Source organism: Bulleidia sp. HCP3S3_C9 (assembly GCF_052064035.1).
GTDB lineage: Bacteria > Bacillota_I > Bacilli_A > Erysipelotrichales > Erysipelotrichaceae > Bulleidia.
On the sequence record NZ_JBQHWJ010000001.1, the window covers coordinates 56,185 to 72,544 of the forward strand.

Genomic DNA, 16,360 nt, shown 5'->3' on the forward strand with positions numbered 1-16,360 from the left:
AGGTGATTATGAATAAAGTTGTAACGTCAAAAGAAGAAATCCTACAGACAAGTCGTAAATTGATTCAAAAGAAAGGATGGGCTGCGGTAAGCATTCGATCTGTTGCATCAGCTTGCAACGTTTCTATTGGATCTATTTATAACTACTTTGATTCTAAGACAGATCTAGTTGGCGCTACAATTGAAAGTGTGTGGAATGAAATCTTTCATACACCAGAAGATGATTCTGTATTTCAGGATATCCAAAGCTGTGTGCAGTGGATTTATCAAAGAATGGCATATGGAAATGAAAAATATCCAGGATTCTTCACATTACATTCCATCAGCTATATGAAGGAAGATAAATCTGACGGTATTCATCGTATGCATCACGCATGGCAGCATATCCTTGATGGTATCTGTGGTGTCTTGAAAAATGATCCAAAAGTACGCAAAGATGCATTTACAGATGAATTCACTGCAGAGAAGTTTTCAGGAATATTATTTTCTTTGATACTTTCTGCTTTATTGAAACAAGACTTTGATTCATCTGCAGTATGTGAAGTAGTACGCAGAACAGTATATTGATCCCATCTATGTATGGGATTCTATTTTGAACTAAAATGAACAGTGTTCAATATAAAAGGAGAAATTTATGCAGGCAATAATTGAAACACTCTTCGATGTATGTTATCTGGTATCCGTAATTACGATTGGTATTCGTATGGTCAAATCAAGCAAGAACAGCCGTCAGTTTAAACTGTTTGGATGGATGGCAATTGTTCTAGGTGCAGGAGATTCCTTCCATTTGATTCCACGTATGATTGCATTATGTACAACTGGTTTAGAAAACTTTACAGTTGCTCTTGGACTAGGAAAATGGATTACTTCCGTAACAATGACACTTTTCTATGTTCTTCTCTACTATGTATGGCGTGAAAGATATGAAATCAAGGGACAGAAGAATCTGACTATTGCAGTATATCTGTTTGCCACAATTCGTATTGCATTATGCATGATGCCGCAGAATAACTGGCTCAGTGCGGATGCTCCACGCAGCTGGGGAATCTATAGAAATATTCCATTCGCAGTCATAGGTCTGATCACAATTGTATTGTTCTACGCCAGTGCTAAGCAAAACAACGATACAGCATTCAAATGGATGTGGATGACAATTGTATTAAGCTTTGGTTTCTATATTCCAGTAGTATTATGGGCGGATACAATTCCAATGATTGGCATGCTGATGATTCCTAAGACATGTGCATATGTATGGACAGTTGTCATTGGATATAATGCGATGAAGAAGGAATTGAACTAATATTACGATAATCACATACAAAACAAAAAATAGCTATAAAGTGCATATTTATGCCTTATATAGCTATTTTATCTTTCTATGACTCCAAAAGTTAAAATGCTTTAAGAATTGCATCTAATTTCTGAAATAATTCTTCTTCGGAAGTATATGTATCAATATGAAAGTATGGATCTCCTTTTAACATTGCGGAAAGTTTAGCTCTTTCATTTTGATAGAAGATATACACAGGCTTATTAAATTTCTCAGCATAAGCTATTTCATAGCCAACGCCTAAAGAAGGGTGCGTACATTCCGCAATCACTAAATCACATTCTCTAAGCCATGAAGTATCTTGATCATAAATCAAAGCATCTTCACTTCTAGATTGTTCAGAAATGGAACGTGTCATATCTCCAATATGTTCTGTTAAAACGATATCTGTTTTCTTAATGTATTCAATCATATCGTGATATAGCTGAATATCATCTTGTCCTCCGCGAATACTGCCCGCAAAATAAACTTTTTGATTCATACTAAAGTTTCTCCTTGATTTGTTATAATTATAGGCAAAGGAAAAATGATATGGAAGAAAAAACACTTGCGAAAAGCTATGTATATGAAGGTAATGTCGTTAATTTGAGAGAAGATAAAGCACAAATTGATGATGGACAAATCGTTGATCGTGTTGTGGTTGAACATCCAGGTGGTGTTGGTATTGCATTAGAAGATGAAGATGGAAAGTTCTTTTTTGTAAAACAATACCGATATGCACAATCTGAAGTTACACTTGAATATCCTGCAGGAAAAAGAGAGGCAGGAGAAGATAATCTCAATACCGCAAAAAGAGAAATCGTGGAAGAAGTTGGATATGAAGGTACTGAATGGAAGTATCTTGGTTTGATGTATCCAACACCTGCGTATGATAGTGAAACGATTGGTATGTACTATGCAAAAAAAGGTGCATATAAAGGCCAGCATTTAGACAGTGATGAAAATATTAATGTATATAAATATACATTGGATGAAATTACAGATATGATCGTTAAGGGTGAAATCCATGATGCGAAAACAATAGGGATGACATTCTTAGTAAAAGAGAATAAAAGAAGAGGTATTATTTGATTATGGAAAGAATTGCTAGTTTTACAATCAATCATTTACTACTTGAACCAGGCGTTTACGTCAGCCGTAAAGATTATGCTGGTGAAGAAGTACTAACAACATTTGACTTGAGATTTACGACACCAAATAAAGAACCTGTCATGTCTACTGCAGAAGTTCATACAATTGAACATCTTGGTGCTACATTCCTAAGAAATCATCCAACAATGAAAGAACGTGTTGTTTATTTTGGGCCAATGGGTTGCAGAACAGGTTTCTATATGATTTTACATGGAGATTATGAAAGTAAAGAGGTCGTATCTCTTGTGAAGGAAATGTGTGAATTTATTGTTTCGTTTGAAGGAGAGATTCCAGGAGCAACACCAGTAGAATGTGGTAACTATTCTGATCAGAATTTAACAATGGCAAAATACTGGGCAAATAGATATCTTGAAAATACATTAAAAAATATTGATGAAAATCATCTTGTATACCCAAAGTAATAAGGAGAGAAAAAGAATGAAAATTGGAATTATTGGTGCAATGGATGTGGAAGTAGCACATCTAAAAGAAGTTATGCAGATTACAAATACAACAACAGTTGCAAAGCAGGAATATTGTGAAGGCAAGATTGGCGATATGGATGTTGTTGTGGTGAAATGTGGTGTTGGTAAAGTTAGAGCAGGTATGTCTGTACAGGTTCTTTGTGATGTATTCCATGTAACACATGTACTGAATACTGGTGTTGCGGGATCTTTGAATAACGATATCAATGTTGGTGATGTTGTTGTATCTACAGATGCAGTCTTCCATGATGTTAATGCAACAAACTTTGGATATGCAATTGGAGAAGTTCCTAGTCTTGGAAAAGTATTCTTTGAAGCTGATCCATACTTAAGAAAACTTGCAAAAGAAGCAGTTGAAAAAGCTGCACCTGAAGTATCTGTATATGAAGGTAGAGTTACAACAGGTGATCAGTTTATCTGTGAAAAAGATAAGAAAAACTGGATCAAGGACACATTCAATGCTGAGTGTGTTGAAATGGAAGGCTGTGCAATTGCAGAAGCAGCATATTTAAATGATATTCCATTTGTTATTATTCGTGCGATTTCTGATAAAGCAGATGAAGAAACAGTTGTCTCTTATGAAGAATTTGAAGGAAAAGCTGCCGTGCATTGTGCAAAGATCGTAGAATATATGATTTCTAACATGCATGAATAGGATCATGAGAATAATTAACATGACAAAAAAACTATTAGTAACATTTGTGGTAATGTTTGTAGCATTACTGACAATTATCGGATTTATATTGATCAAAGATAGTGGAAAAGACATTCGACCAATTACAAGTACTATAGAACCAACTGAAACACCTGAAGCTACAGTTGAACCAACGGTAGAGCCGACAATGGATCCAGAATCGGATCCAAGATTTACAAGTACAGACAGTGTACTTGTATTTGCAAACAAAAAACATAAGCTGCCAGATGGATATGTCCCAGGGGATCTTGTTTCTTTAAGTGTCTCTACGGCGTATGGTGATGTTCAGATGAGACAAGAAGCTGCGGATGCGATTGCAAACATGTTTAATGCGGCAAATGCAGAAGGTATTTATCCAGTTGTTACCACAGCGTATCGTGGCGAAGATTTCCAGCGACAGCTCTATGACAACTATGTTAACAGGGATGGGCAGGAAGCTGCAGATACATATTCTTCTAGACCAGGCTATTCAGATCATCAGACTGGTTTAGCAGCAGATATTTCATGTGAAGCAAATGGATATAACTTAAATCGTGATTTTGAAAATACTGCAGAAGGACAATGGCTTGCACAACATGCTCATGAATATGGATTTGTAATGCGTTATCCAGATGGAAAGCAAGATATTACAGGATATATGTATGAACCATGGCATTTTAGATATATTGGTGTTGAAGAAGCAACAGCTTTATATAATGTTGATCCAAATATGACAATGGAAGAGTATTACGGTATATCCGGAGGAAACTATGCCGAGTAGAAGAAAGAGAAAACTTAAAATCGGTAATTTGATCATTGTTATAGTTAGCTTGCTTGTTGTATGTGCTGGTGGCTTTTCTTTGATTCATATGATTGCAAATAAAAAAGATAAAACAGTCATAAGAAAGGATCCAGGTGTTATTTCAACAAATGAGCCAGTAGAAACAGAAGAACCAAAAGAAAATAAAGTTTCTTTATTTCTGACGGGAGATGGGCTATTACACGATTCTGTTTATACAGATGCTGAAAATGAAGATGGCACATTTGATTTTGGAAAACAGCTTGATGAAGTATTAAATGCTGTTGGAAATTATGATTTAGCTTATTACAATCAAGAAACATTGCTTGGTGGTACTGAATTAGGATTAAGTGGCTATCCAACGTTTAATTCTCCTAAAGAATTTGGAAGCTATATGGTTTCAAAAGGATTTAATTTAATTTCTACTGCAAATAATCATTGCCTGGATAAGGGATTTAGAGGCGTACAAAGTTCAAGAGAATTCTGGAACAGTCAACCAAATGTTTTAATGAGTGGAACGAACAGTACAGAAGATGAATATAATGCTATTCCTGCAATGGAAGTGAATGGTATTAAAATTGCTTTTCTTGCCTATTGTGAACATACAAATGGAATTAATCCTGATTATTCATGGGAAGTGAACTACTATCCAGGACATGAAGAAGAAATGCTTGAAAAAATCAGGCAGGCAAAGAGTGAAAATGATGTTGTCATTGTATCTATGCATTGGGGTACAGAATATTCACATGAAGTGAATAGTACACAAACAACTTTAGCGGATCAATTGACATCCGCAGGTGCAGATGTTGTGGTTGGAAATCATCCACATGTGATTCAACCATTCCAATGGGTAAATAATAAACCGGTTTTCTATGCAATGGGAAACTTGATTTCAACTCAATTAAATCAAGAAAATTTAGTGGGATTATGTGCAGGTTTAGATATCACCAAAAAAGAAGATGGTTCTATTGTCATTGATAACGTTAAAGCAGATCTAATGTATACAACAATGGAAGGTACATATCCTGCTTTACGATATCATATCCAGGTTCATCCAATGAAAAATGTAAGTGATGAAACATTACAGGCACAACAATGTAATAAAGATTACACTACAGTGAATGAATTGTATGAGGCATCGAAAGCAATCGTTACTTCATTAGATTCAAATATAACAATTGGTGGAATATTTGAGTAAAGTAAAACAGCTATCATTGATAGCTGTTTTAAATTAGTCTAGTTTTGTTCCACATTTTCTGCAGAAATGTGCATCTTTTTCAGCATGTTCACCACAATTTGGACATACCTTATCATTTGCTTCAGTTACTGCAGTATCTTCTTCAGTAGGTGTTTTTTCAACTGTTGAAGTTTCTTCTGCAGGAGCATCGACAACCTCTGCTGCTGGTTCTTCTTTTACCTCTTCAACAGGTTCTTCTGTTTGCTTTTCAGGTGTTGCTTTTACAACAGGTTCTGTTTGAATGTTGTGTAATGTTTGATGCATTTTTTCAGGTACTTCGATTTTTTCAGCAGTTTTATCACCACTTGGAATACCACCATTTAAACGAACAAGTTCATCTGAGTTTTCTACCAGGGTTCCAAATGCATATAGTGTTAAGACTGCCAGCCAGGAAATCAATGTTCCAATGGCAACAGTCAAAATGCCGCCAAGAATACCTAATAAAATAGTACCAAAAGAACCTTGATAGCTATATGCAGCAGCTACAAAGCTGGAACCTATCTCAATCACTCCAATAATAATGCTGATTACAACACCAATCCAAAATAATACTTTTGCGTAAGATTTAATTTTTCCACCAGGATTTCTAAACATGATAAAATCCTCCTTTTTCACCTATTATCATATATTGAATATGTGAAATTAAAAATGTCTTTCTCTGAAATTTATGTGAATCAATCTTGATATTTATTGAGTAAGTGTTAATCTAAATTGTAGAAAGAGAGGAAGTGTGTATATGAAGTATAAATGCACAATTTGTGGTCATATTTATGACGAAGAAAAAGAAGGCGTAAAGTGGGAAGATCTTCCAGAAGACTGGAAATGTCCACTATGCAAAGCTGGAAAGGATAAGTTTGTTCCAGTAGAAGAAGATGAAAAGCTAGAATGGGCTAGTGAACATGTTGTTGGTGTCGCAAAAGATTTACCAGAAGACATGAAAGAATTCTTGAGAAATGAATTTGCTGGTGAATGCAGTGAAGTTGGTATGTATTTAGCTATGAGCAGAGTCGCAATGAGAGAAGGCTATCCAGAAGTTGGTATGTACTATAGACAGGCAGCATTTGAAGAAGCAGATCATGCCAGCAGATATGCTGAAATGCTAGGTGAAGTTGTTTCTGCATCAACAAAGGAAAATCTTGAAGCTAGAGTTGCTGCTGAAAATGGCGCATCTAAGGGCAAGACAGCATTTGCTAAGAAGTGCAAGGAAATGAATCTAGATGCATTACATGATTCCATTCATGAAATGGCTAGAGATGAATCTAGACATGGACAGGCATTCTTAGGAATGTTAAATCGTTATTTCAAGAAGTAATGAAAAAGGATATTGGAAGAGTTCCAATATCCTTTTTTCTAGGACTGTTTTATTGTTATATCTGATGAGTGCAGGATTGCACGAATGGCATTGAATAAATATGGTTTGTATTCTTCTATTGGTAGAGGAATATCGTGTAATATTGCATCGTAACAGGTACTTCCTGCTAATTCTATGATCATATATAAAATCGTATAAGGATTATCATAATGGTAGCCAGCTTCTAGAGATCTCTTTTTGAAGTCATCAATGATAGAGAATGTATCCTCTGTAATAGCGTTTTTTAAAGTTGTCTGGAAGACACCAATTGATAAGTTTCTTTGGATGAATCGAAGAATACTTTGATTGTTTTCTAAATTAATTAATACATGATTGATGACATATATAATTGCATCATCAAAGTTTCGAATATCATTTTTATTGAGTTCATCTAAAGCATTTTTAAATAGATGTTCTGATTCCTGTTGAATCAATACATCTCGAATATTGTATTTATCTTTAAAGTAAAGATAGAAAGTGCCTTTTGCTAATCCAGACATATTCACAATATCACTGACAGATACTTCAGTGATATCTTTTTGAGTTAATAACTCAAATGCGGAATTTAATAAGCTTTCTTTCTTTTTCTTTTTGTTTTCGAGAACTTTACTTTTCATGCTTTCATTATAGACATAAAGTTTTGAATTTGCATCTAAAAATGACTCTGTGCCTATTTTTTTTACACTTTACATCATTTGTATATATAAGAGTATATAAAAATATTGACTTATGGTCATTTTGCAATATACTTTTCAGCGTAGTAAAAAGAAAGGATTAAAAAGTGGGATTCATATGGAAAAACTGTCAAAATGGATCGTTAAATTCCGTAATGTCATCTTAGTAGTCGCAATATTATTGTTGATTCCAAGTGTATACGGATATTTGAAGACAGATATAAATTATGACCTGTTGTCATATTTACCAGCTAGTTCAGAATCAATGAAAGCGCAGGATATACTTGGAGATGAATTCAATCTTTCCAGTGTAGATTTCCTTGTCTTGAATAACAAAACTGAACATGAAGCAGCAAAGATCAAAGATCAGATTAACAAGATCGATGGTGTTGAAAAATGTATTTGGAGAGATGATGTTATGGACATCACAATTCCAAAGGAAGCAATTCCAGATAACATTCAGGAAATGCTTTATTCTGGTGATAGTACGATGATGATCGTTACATTCGAAGAACCAACATCATCTACTAGAACGATGAATGCAATTGCTGAAATTAAAAAGTTATCAAATGAAGATTGTTATCTAGGTGGTATTTCCGCAATCTCAGAAGATACAAAGGACCAGACAGAACATGATACGCCAATCTATGCGGGTATCGCAGTTATCTTATGTATGGTTGTATTGTTCTTAGGTCTAGAAAGTACAGTTGCTCCTATCGTATTCATGCTAGGAATGATCTTCCCAATCGTATATAACTTTGGAACAAACATCTTTTTAGGACAAATCAGTTACATTACAAAAGCGTTGGTGGTTGTATTACAGCTCGCCGTAACATTGGACTATTCTATTTTCTTATTACATAGATATGTAGAAGAAAAGAAACATTTAGATAATGAAGAAGCAATGTCAAAAGCCATTCAGGCAACATTTACATCTATTACTTCTTCCTCTGTTACAACAATTGCTGGTTTCGTAGCCTTATGTGTTATGCAGCTGACATTAGGTAGAGATATCGGTATCGTTATGGCAAAAGGTGTTGTATTTGGTGTATTGTCTACGATATTTATCTTACCAAGCTTACTGATGTTCTTTGATAAGCCAATTGAAAAATATACACATAAGACAATCATTCATGAATTAAAGCATCAGCCATTATTTGTAACAAAACATTACAAGAAAATCTTAATTGTCTTCATTCTTGTATTTATTCCATTTATTTATGCACAGTCTCATACGACGCAATACTATGATCTGATTTCTGGTATGCCTGAAGACTTCGCAAGTATTATTGGAACAAATCAGTTAAAAGATAAGTTTGATATGACAACAACACACTTTGTAATCGTAGATGATTCTTTAACAACATCCCAGATTCAAGAAATGTCAAATCAAATCAAGGATTTAGATGGTATTCATAACATTATCAGTTACGAAGAATTTGTTGGACCTGGTATTCCAGATTCCTTCAAACCATCTATTGTAAAAGAAATATGTCAAAGTGATGATCACAAGCTTCTTGTGGTGAACAGTGATTATAAATCTGCAACAACAGAACTTAACAAACAGTTAGATCAGATGGATAAAATCATTCATAAATATGATCCAAATGCATTGATTGGCGGGGAAGGAAGCATGACACGTGACTTAATTAATACAACAAATGTTGACTTCGCATTTGTAAATGTATTGTCCGTAGCATTGATCTTCTTGATTGTTGCATTAACATTTAAGTCATTTGCATTACCAGTCATCCTTGTATTAACAATTGAATTTGCGATTTCCATTAACATGGGTATTCCATTCTTCACAAAGACAACATTGCCATTTATCGCAAGTATGGTTATTGGAACAATCCAGTTGGGTGCAACGGTTGACTACGCAATCTTATTAACAACACGATTTAGAGAAGAGCTGGAAGCTGGGAAAGATCTGAAAGAAGCAGCACGTATTGCGACAAAGCGTTCAAGTATTTCTATTATGACAAGTGGTTTCTCATTCTTTGCGGCATGTATCGGTGTTTCATTCTTCGCAAAGATGGATTTGATCAAGAGTCTTGTTGTATTGCTTGCACGTGGTGCATTGATCTCAGTAATTAGTATCTTGTTTGTATTGCCATCCTTGTTGATCTTCTTCCATAAGTTTATTGAAAAGACAACAAAAGGCTGGCCAAAAGAAAGGAAAGTTGAATTATGAATCTAAAACATATTTTAAAGGTTACAGGTAGTGTTGCACTGAGTGCAGTAATGGCAACTGCTTCTATTCCTGTTACTGTATACGCTGAAGAAAATACTTCTAAAACAAATGAATCTAGTGACAAACAGACTGCTTCTTCTACAAAGAAGACAGAAACAGTTTACGCTGTATTGAATGGAGATGGATCTCTTTCTGACATTGTTGTATCTGGATGGCTGCACAATGATTCTGGCATCAAAAACTTAAAAGAAAAGCTGAACTTAACAGATGTAAAGAATGTCAAGACAGATGAAGTACCAGAAGATAACAATGGTGAATATACATGGAATAGTGATAGTAATGATATTTACTATCAGGGAAATTCTACAGAACAGCTTCCAGTAACAATGCAGATTACTTATGAATTAGATGGTCAGAAATTATCTCAGGAAGAGTTAAAAGGCAAGAGTGGTCATTTGAAAATCAATATTCATTTAACAAATGTTAATTCTGAAACAAAGACAATCAATGGCAAGAATGTCATTATTCATCCATTCTTTGTTGCAGGTGGTATGTTGTCATTGGATAATGATCATTACTCTAATACAACATGTGATCAAGGTAAGATCGTTACAGATGGTTCTAAACAGATGCTTGTATTTGCGGCTGTTCCTGGACTCAAGGATACATTAGATTCTGCAGACCTTTCTAAAGTGAGTGATCAATTAAGTGTTGGTGATGATATCAATATTGAATGCGATGTTACGGATTGTGATGAATTAAATCTTATGATGGGTATGTCTAATGAAGAAGATATTTCTGATATTCTTGATGAAGGTGATTCCATTGAAGAATTAACAAATGGTATTACAAAGTTAATGGATGCGGATGATCAGTTAGTTGATGGTTCTCAGCAATTAGCAGATGGCACACAACAGTTAATTACAGAATCTGAACCATTAACAAGTTCTTCAGGAAGTATTCGTACATTAAGTGATGGTGCATTGACATTAAATAGTGGTGCACTTCGCTTGAAAGCTGCATTAGCACAATATACAGATGGTGTTGGTCAGTTGAATGATGGTGTAAATGCTTTATATGCAATTTCTGATGGAGCAAATCAGATTTCTCTTGGCATGACAACACCGGTAGAAGAAGGTAAACCTGAATCTTCATTGACAGGTGGTGCTGCAGCTTTAACTGCTGGTCTACAGAATATGAAACAACAGGTAGATGCTGGATTATCTTCTGAAAATGTAACTGCAATGATGACACAGCTAGATACAGCAATCACAACACTCAATGGCTTAAAAGATACATTAACAAAAGATGCAGAAACATTAAATGAATTGAAGACAACACTTTCTACAGCAACAGATCAATTAGATGGACTTAAGACAGTAATGACTACATTTGTTGAATCCTCAAAGGGTTCATTACAATTATCTATTGACGCAATTAATAATTCTATCTCTGCATTAAATAGTATTCCGACTGATGAAGTAAATGCAGATACAAAAGGTAATTTGGATGAATATATAGCTGCACTTGAAACACAAAAAGCAACTTTAGAAGAACAAATAAATGTATTATCTGGTAATGCTAGTGGTTTACCAGCACAGTTACAACAGGCAGCTCAATCATTGAGTGGTATGAAAGATACACTTGATTTATCTTTAACCGCATTAAAAGGACTTGGTAAAGATGTAGATTATGCGATTGATACAATGGGTGCATTAAAGACAACACTTGAAGGATCTACAAACCAATTAAGTGCGCTAGCAAGCATGCAAAAAACAATGGATGATGGATTTGATCAATTGATTGCTGGATCTAAGAAGATTTCTGCAGGTATTGATCAAGTCAATACAGGTGTACAGGCACTTGCTGAACAGTCTAAGACAGGTATTGATAAGGTAAAGACAGCGACTTCACAATTAGCTTCTAATAATGAAGCACTCAATGAAGGTATGGCTTCATTACAGACAGGTACACAGACAGTAGCTAACCAGAGTGATTCCTTTAACCAAATGGCTGATGGTCTTGATTCTCTCAAGGATGCATTCGTTACATTGAACGATGGTGCACAACAGCTAGCTGATGGACAAAAACAGTTTAGACAGGATGGATTGGATCAGTTAAAAGAAAAGGTTGATCTATCTGTTGATGAAGTTGAAATGTTGAAAGAAATCATGGATGATATCAAGTCTATGAACATGCAGTACAAAGAATACGCTGGTAATAACCCAGATATGGATGTTACTACACGTTATGTCTTCCGTACAAAGACAAGTGAATAATTGAAGAAACAGGCTATAGTAGATGATCTCTGCTATAGCTTTTTCTTTCATTTTGGAAAAAGTGCAAAGAATACTTTAAAAATTATCTTGAAACAATGTGAATGCTATCTTAAAACAGCGTACAGGTGTGAATCTTGGCGTAGTGTATGAAACTGTGGTAGCACAGGAATTATACGCACATGGATATAAGAATTATTACTACGATAGGAAAAAATAGGTGAAGTGGATTTTCTAGCAGATGATTTTGTAAAATTAAATGTTCTTCCAATAGAAGTGAAATCGGGTAAAGAAAGATTTTCTTTCAAAGCAATGACTAAACTGCTTGCAGTGGAAGGGTATAGAATGGATCAAGGTATTATTTTATCAAATGATGCAAATGTATATGAAAAAGATCATATTCTCTATTTACCTATATATGATGTGATGTTTATATAAAATCTATTTAGTTTTTAATAATGAGAAGATGGTATGGAAAAGTACCGTCTTCTTTTGATAGGGAAGCGAATGGTTGTTGTGTTATAATGAAATGCATGAAAAAAGGTTTATTTATAACATTTGAAGGACCTGATGGAAGTGGAAAAACAACAGTGTCTACTGCTGTTGTTGAAAGACTTCAAAAAGAAGGATATCAGGTAAGATACACAAGAGAACCAGGGGGTTCTAAGATTGCGGAAGAGATTCGTGATGTTATTCTTGATCCAAAGAATACAGAAATGGATCCTAGATGTGAAGCTTTGCTTTATGCTGCTGCACGTCGCCAGCATTTAGTAGAAAAAGTATTGCCAGCTTTAGAAGAGGGCATTACTATCGTTTCAGATCGTTTTGTAGATTCTTCTTTAGCATATCAGGGATATGGAAGAAAGATTGGAATTGATGAAGTTTATTCCATTAATATGTTTGCAATTGAAGGAAAACTTCCAGATAAAACAATTTATTTAGATATTGATGCTAAAACGGGATTGGATCGTATTAATGCAAATCGTGCTTCTTTAGATCGTTTAGATCAGGAAAGTGAAGATTTCCATAATCTTGTGCATGCAGGATATGAAGCAGTTGTTGAAAAGTACAAGGATAGAATGGTCATTGTAGATGCTTCTAAGAGTGTAGATGAAGTTATCAATGAGTGTTATTCCATTATGAAAGGATTGTTAGATGATTAAAGAGTTGTTAGAAAAACAACAACCAATCGTTTATCGTGCACTGGATAATGCGTGTAAAACAAATCGTATATCAAGTGCATATCTTTTTACTGGTCCTTATGGAACACCAAAGTATGAGGCGGCTATTTTACTTGCACAAAGTATTCTGTGTGAGAAAAAAAATGGATTGGCATGTGAAGAATGTAATACTTGTAGAAGAGTTAGAGAAGGTACATATGCTGATTTGATGATTCTTGATGGAAAAGATGAATCTATTTCCAAGGAAATGATTGATGGTATTCAAGAAAAGTTTTCTAAGACAGCATTGGAAGAAAATGGACAAAGAATCTATATCATCAAAAATGCAGAAAATGCGACGATTTCTGCACAAAACAGCATGTTGAAATTTCTAGAAGAACCTGGAAGTGGTGTAACTGCGATTCTTACGACAGACAACGTCAATCGTATGCTTCCAACGATTATTTCTAGATGTACTGTTCTTCCATTTATGCCTAGAAGTGCAAAAGATTACTTTGATGATTTAATACATGAAGGTGTAAATCAAAAAGATGCATATTTTATGTCTCATATTGTAAAAGATATGGATGATCTAAAGAATATGTATGATATTGAAGGTCAAAAAAATACAGTCCTTTTTGAACATGTCTGTGGAATGTTGAAGCAATTTCTAAATTGTGAAGGCATGAAGAGAAAAGAACTCAGTGTTGACTGGGAAGTAAACTGGTCAAGTAAAGCAAAAGATACAAATATTTCCAAGAAAGAAAATCTTTTGATTTTGTCTAGTTTCTATGACTTATTGATGTTATATGCACATGATGTCATTACAGAAAATTTAGATGGTCCACTTTGGTATCAGAATGTAGTCAAAAATTCTTTTGAAAAAAAGAAGATGTGTTGCGATATTTTAAGAATCGCATTAGAAGAAAAAGATGCATGTAATCGATACAACGATTTGAATCTTGTGTTGTATCAGTCACTGTATCAGTTAGGAGGAATCAATGACACTAACAAATGAAATACAAGAAGAAGCAGTTCATTATCCATACTCTGTTGTGGTGAGATTTAGAGGCGAAGGAAAACCTTACTCTTTTGGGGCAATGGATAGTAATTATTTAAAAGATGACTGGATCGTTGTAGAAACACAACAAGGGATGGAAATGGGACAGGTACAGGCAGATTGTCTGGATGTAGATAAATATGGTCTGCATGTTCCAACAAAACCTGTGATTCGTAAAGCAACAGAATATGATCACCGTGCTTTTGAAGAAAATCTAGAAATGGAAAAAGATGCATTTTCTATCTGTAATAAAGAAATTGAAGATCTTGCATTGGATATGCATTTATTAAGTGCACAATATACATTGGATCGAACAAAGATCTTATTTGTATATCTTGCTGAACAAAGAGTAGACTTCAGAGAACTCTTGAAAAGATTAGGTGCACGTTTACATTGCCGTATTGAATTACGCCAGATTGGTGAAAGAGATAAGGCAAGAATGGTTGGCGGTCTTGGCATGTGTGGTATGGAATGCTGCTGCAGCAGATTTAAATCACACTTTGATGTTATTTCTATTAACATGGCAAAGAATCAGTTATTAGCTTTAAATATTGATAAGCTTTCAGGCATGTGCGGTAAATTGAAATGCTGTCTGAAGTATGAAGATGATGATTATAAACAGTTAACAGAAGGATTACCTAAGATTGGCTCTCAAGTAGAGTATGAAGGTGAGATCTATCGTTTAACAAATATGAATGTTATGAATGAAGAAGCAAAGCTTGAAAATAGAGAAGCTGCAATCTTCATTACATTAAAAGATCTAAGAGAAAAGGGTATTCCAAGAAAAGGTGTCATCGTCAAGAAAAAACCGGAAGAAGAAGGAAAGAAAGTCAAGAAGACAATCATTCATCAAAATCGACCTGAAGGTGCACCAACACATGTAAACTATGATTTAAAGGCACCTGAAATGAAGAAGGAAGTTCGTTCTTTTGGCAAGAAAAAAGAAACTTCAAATTCTGCTAATGTTGAAAAGAGAAGATTTACAAGTCGCAAAAAACAGGAAACACCAGCAGAAAATAAAAATGTAACGGTACGTACATTTGGACGTAAGAAAAAAGATGGAGAAAATGCGTGAATCGTCAAAAGTCATTTGAAAATGAAATGCCAACGCTATACCTGGTTCCAACACCAATTGGCAATCTAAATGAAATGAATCCTCGTGCAATTGAAATCTTAAACAAGGTAGATGTGATTGCCTGTGAAGATACAAGAACAAGTGGTTCTCTTTTAAAGCACTTTGATATTCATAATCGTTTGATTGCATATCATAACTTTAATGAAGAATCGAGTGCGAATGGCATTCTTGAATTACTACGTGATGGAAAGAATGTTGCTTTGATTTCTGATGCTGGTTATCCACTCATCAATGATCCTGGTCAGAAAATCGTTACACTTGCGACAAGTGAAGGATTTAATGTTGTTCCAGTGAGTGGACCAAGTGCATTTTTAAACGCACTTGTTGCATCTGGTCTAGTTGCACAGCCATTTATCTTTATTGGTTTTCTTCCACAGTCTCATTCAGATCGTGTTAAGAAACTGAAAGAATATGAGAATTATCCAATGACAATGATTTTCTATGAAGCACCACATCGTATTGAAAAGTGTTTGAAAGACTGTATGGAAGTCTTTGGTGATCGTAAGATGGCTTTAGCTAGAGAATTGACAAAGATGCATGAAGAATTCTTGCGTGGAACAATTTCTGAAATTCTTGATGTTGTTGATGAGCTGCGTGGTGAAATGGTTATTGTCATGGATGGAAACCATGAAGATAAAACAAAAGCGATTGACATGAACACAATCATTGAAATGGTAAATGCATCTGTTGAAAATGGTATGAGTACAAAAGATGCAGTTAAAGATGCCGCAAAGAAGACGGGAATCAGTAAAAATCGCATTTATGATGCGGTTAACAGCAATAGAAATTAATGTTCAAATCATAGTAAAATGAACAATTTCGTTGTATGATAGTTCATGTTAGTGGAGGGAAATAT

At 34.7% G+C, this 16,360-nt stretch carries 18 protein-coding genes; 15 read left to right on the forward strand and 3 right to left on the reverse strand.

Going from position 1 to position 16,360, the window contains the following annotated elements; all coding sequences use genetic code 11:
- Positions 1-8 precede the first annotated feature (8 nt).
- Both ACTND6_RS00295 and ACTND6_RS00300 read left to right on the forward strand, forming a co-directional pair.
- Positions 9-566, forward strand: a complete 558-nt coding sequence (locus tag ACTND6_RS00295) for a TetR/AcrR family transcriptional regulator (RefSeq protein WP_441020861.1) — start codon at positions 9-11, stop codon at positions 564-566.
- Positions 567-633: 67 nt separating this feature from the next.
- Entirely contained in the window at positions 634-1,299 is a 666-nt protein-coding gene (locus tag ACTND6_RS00300; protein ID WP_320100489.1) for a hypothetical protein, read from the forward strand.
- Between the two features lie 91 nt (positions 1,300-1,390).
- Here the strand turns inward: ACTND6_RS00300 and ACTND6_RS00305 are convergent, their stop codons facing one another.
- Positions 1,391-1,810: a nucleoside 2-deoxyribosyltransferase gene (locus ACTND6_RS00305; protein WP_441020863.1), complete on the reverse strand. Its 420-nt coding sequence runs from the start codon at positions 1,808-1,810 to the stop codon at positions 1,391-1,393.
- A gap of 50 nt (positions 1,811-1,860) precedes the next feature.
- Here ACTND6_RS00305 and ACTND6_RS00310 point away from each other — a divergent pair, with 50 nt between their 5' ends.
- The 5 genes from ACTND6_RS00310 to ACTND6_RS00330 are packed head-to-tail and all read left to right on the forward strand — an operon-like array spanning position 1,861 to position 5,615.
- Positions 1,861-2,400: an NUDIX domain-containing protein gene (locus tag ACTND6_RS00310; protein WP_441020865.1), complete on the forward strand. Its 540-nt coding sequence runs from the start codon at positions 1,861-1,863 to the stop codon at positions 2,398-2,400.
- A gap of 2 nt (positions 2,401-2,402) precedes the next feature.
- A complete protein-coding gene (locus tag ACTND6_RS00315; RefSeq protein ID WP_441020867.1) occupies positions 2,403-2,882 on the forward strand; it encodes an S-ribosylhomocysteine lyase in 480 nt (159 codons plus the stop codon).
- A 16-nt stretch (positions 2,883-2,898) separates the two neighbouring features.
- The gene (locus ACTND6_RS00320; protein WP_441020869.1) at positions 2,899-3,600 is read left to right on the forward strand and encodes a 5'-methylthioadenosine/adenosylhomocysteine nucleosidase; all 702 of its coding nucleotides are present in this window, start codon (positions 2,899-2,901) and stop codon (positions 3,598-3,600) included.
- A gap of 19 nt (positions 3,601-3,619) precedes the next feature.
- Positions 3,620-4,399 (forward strand): M15 family metallopeptidase, encoded by a 780-nt coding sequence (locus ACTND6_RS00325; RefSeq protein ID WP_441020871.1) that lies wholly within the window; start codon positions 3,620-3,622, stop codon positions 4,397-4,399.
- Positions 4,389-5,615 (forward strand): CapA family protein, encoded by a 1,227-nt coding sequence (locus ACTND6_RS00330; protein ID WP_441020873.1) that lies wholly within the window; start codon positions 4,389-4,391, stop codon positions 5,613-5,615. The genes ACTND6_RS00325 and ACTND6_RS00330 overlap by 11 nt, the downstream gene beginning before the upstream one ends.
- Positions 5,616-5,648: 33 nt before the next feature.
- On the opposite strand, the gene ACTND6_RS00335 is transcribed toward ACTND6_RS00330, so the two are convergent.
- Positions 5,649-6,248: a zinc ribbon domain-containing protein gene (locus ACTND6_RS00335; RefSeq protein WP_441020875.1), complete on the reverse strand. Its 600-nt coding sequence runs from the start codon at positions 6,246-6,248 to the stop codon at positions 5,649-5,651.
- Between the two features lie 142 nt (positions 6,249-6,390).
- On the opposite strand from ACTND6_RS00335, the gene ACTND6_RS00340 reads away from it, so the two are divergent.
- The gene (locus ACTND6_RS00340) at positions 6,391-6,966 is read left to right on the forward strand and encodes a ferritin family protein (RefSeq protein ID WP_178175599.1); all 576 of its coding nucleotides are present in this window, start codon (positions 6,391-6,393) and stop codon (positions 6,964-6,966) included.
- A 38-nt stretch (positions 6,967-7,004) separates the two neighbouring features.
- On the opposite strand, the gene ACTND6_RS00345 is transcribed toward ACTND6_RS00340, so the two are convergent.
- Positions 7,005-7,622 carry a TetR family transcriptional regulator gene (locus ACTND6_RS00345; protein ID WP_178175600.1) on the reverse strand — a complete coding sequence of 206 codons (618 nt, stop codon included), beginning with the start codon at positions 7,620-7,622 and terminating at the stop codon, positions 7,005-7,007.
- Positions 7,623-7,797: 175 nt separating this feature from the next.
- Here ACTND6_RS00345 and ACTND6_RS00350 point away from each other — a divergent pair, with 175 nt between their 5' ends.
- From ACTND6_RS00350 to rsmI, 7 genes are all read left to right on the forward strand, one after another.
- Positions 7,798-9,873, forward strand: coding sequence for an efflux RND transporter permease subunit (locus ACTND6_RS00350; RefSeq protein WP_441020877.1), 2,076 nt, complete (start codon positions 7,798-7,800; stop codon positions 9,871-9,873).
- Entirely contained in the window at positions 9,870-12,152 is a 2,283-nt protein-coding gene (locus ACTND6_RS00355; RefSeq protein ID WP_441020879.1) for a hypothetical protein, read from the forward strand. The genes ACTND6_RS00350 and ACTND6_RS00355 overlap by 4 nt, the downstream gene beginning before the upstream one ends.
- A gap of 222 nt (positions 12,153-12,374) precedes the next feature.
- Positions 12,375-12,587 carry a hypothetical protein gene (locus ACTND6_RS00360; protein ID WP_441020881.1) on the forward strand — a complete coding sequence of 71 codons (213 nt, stop codon included), beginning with the start codon at positions 12,375-12,377 and terminating at the stop codon, positions 12,585-12,587.
- Between the two features lie 95 nt (positions 12,588-12,682).
- Positions 12,683-13,312, forward strand: a complete 630-nt coding sequence (gene tmk / locus ACTND6_RS00365; protein WP_441020883.1) for a dTMP kinase — start codon at positions 12,683-12,685, stop codon at positions 13,310-13,312.
- Positions 13,305-14,327, forward strand: a complete 1,023-nt coding sequence (locus ACTND6_RS00370; RefSeq protein ID WP_441020885.1) for a hypothetical protein — start codon at positions 13,305-13,307, stop codon at positions 14,325-14,327. The genes tmk and ACTND6_RS00370 overlap by 8 nt, the downstream gene beginning before the upstream one ends.
- Positions 14,311-15,444 (forward strand): regulatory iron-sulfur-containing complex subunit RicT, encoded by a 1,134-nt coding sequence (gene ricT, locus ACTND6_RS00375; protein ID WP_441020886.1) that lies wholly within the window; start codon positions 14,311-14,313, stop codon positions 15,442-15,444. The genes ACTND6_RS00370 and ricT overlap by 17 nt, the downstream gene beginning before the upstream one ends.
- Entirely contained in the window at positions 15,441-16,295 is an 855-nt protein-coding gene (gene rsmI, locus ACTND6_RS00380) for a 16S rRNA (cytidine(1402)-2'-O)-methyltransferase (protein ID WP_441020888.1), read from the forward strand. The genes ricT and rsmI overlap by 4 nt, the downstream gene beginning before the upstream one ends.
- Positions 16,296-16,360 lie beyond the last annotated feature (65 nt).

Coding starts and splice junctions, on each gene's coding strand:
- ACTND6_RS00340 (WP_178175599.1), top strand. CDS start 6,391: ATGAAGTATAAATGCACAATTTGTGGTCATATTTATGACGAAGAAAAA.
- ACTND6_RS00310 (WP_441020865.1), top strand. CDS start 1,861: ATGGAAGAAAAAACACTTGCGAAAAGCTATGTATATGAAGGTAATGTC.
- ACTND6_RS00355 (WP_441020879.1), top strand. CDS start 9,870: ATGAATCTAAAACATATTTTAAAGGTTACAGGTAGTGTTGCACTGAGT.
- ACTND6_RS00305 (WP_441020863.1), bottom strand. CDS start 1,810: ATGAATCAAAAAGTTTATTTTGCGGGCAGTATTCGCGGAGGACAAGAT.
- ACTND6_RS00345 (WP_178175600.1), bottom strand. CDS start 7,622: ATGAAAAGTAAAGTTCTCGAAAACAAAAAGAAAAAGAAAGAAAGCTTA.
- ACTND6_RS00320 (WP_441020869.1), top strand. CDS start 2,899: ATGAAAATTGGAATTATTGGTGCAATGGATGTGGAAGTAGCACATCTA.
- tmk (WP_441020883.1), top strand. CDS start 12,683: ATGAAAAAAGGTTTATTTATAACATTTGAAGGACCTGATGGAAGTGGA.
- ricT (WP_441020886.1), top strand. CDS start 14,311: ATGACACTAACAAATGAAATACAAGAAGAAGCAGTTCATTATCCATAC.
- ACTND6_RS00300 (WP_320100489.1), top strand. CDS start 634: ATGCAGGCAATAATTGAAACACTCTTCGATGTATGTTATCTGGTATCC.
- ACTND6_RS00325 (WP_441020871.1), top strand. CDS start 3,620: ATGACAAAAAAACTATTAGTAACATTTGTGGTAATGTTTGTAGCATTA.
- ACTND6_RS00335 (WP_441020875.1), bottom strand. CDS start 6,248: ATGTTTAGAAATCCTGGTGGAAAAATTAAATCTTACGCAAAAGTATTA.
- ACTND6_RS00315 (WP_441020867.1), top strand. CDS start 2,403: ATGGAAAGAATTGCTAGTTTTACAATCAATCATTTACTACTTGAACCA.
- ACTND6_RS00370 (WP_441020885.1), top strand. CDS start 13,305: ATGATTAAAGAGTTGTTAGAAAAACAACAACCAATCGTTTATCGTGCA.
- ACTND6_RS00295 (WP_441020861.1), top strand. CDS start 9: ATGAATAAAGTTGTAACGTCAAAAGAAGAAATCCTACAGACAAGTCGT.
- ACTND6_RS00350 (WP_441020877.1), top strand. CDS start 7,798: ATGGAAAAACTGTCAAAATGGATCGTTAAATTCCGTAATGTCATCTTA.
- ACTND6_RS00330 (WP_441020873.1), top strand. CDS start 4,389: ATGCCGAGTAGAAGAAAGAGAAAACTTAAAATCGGTAATTTGATCATT.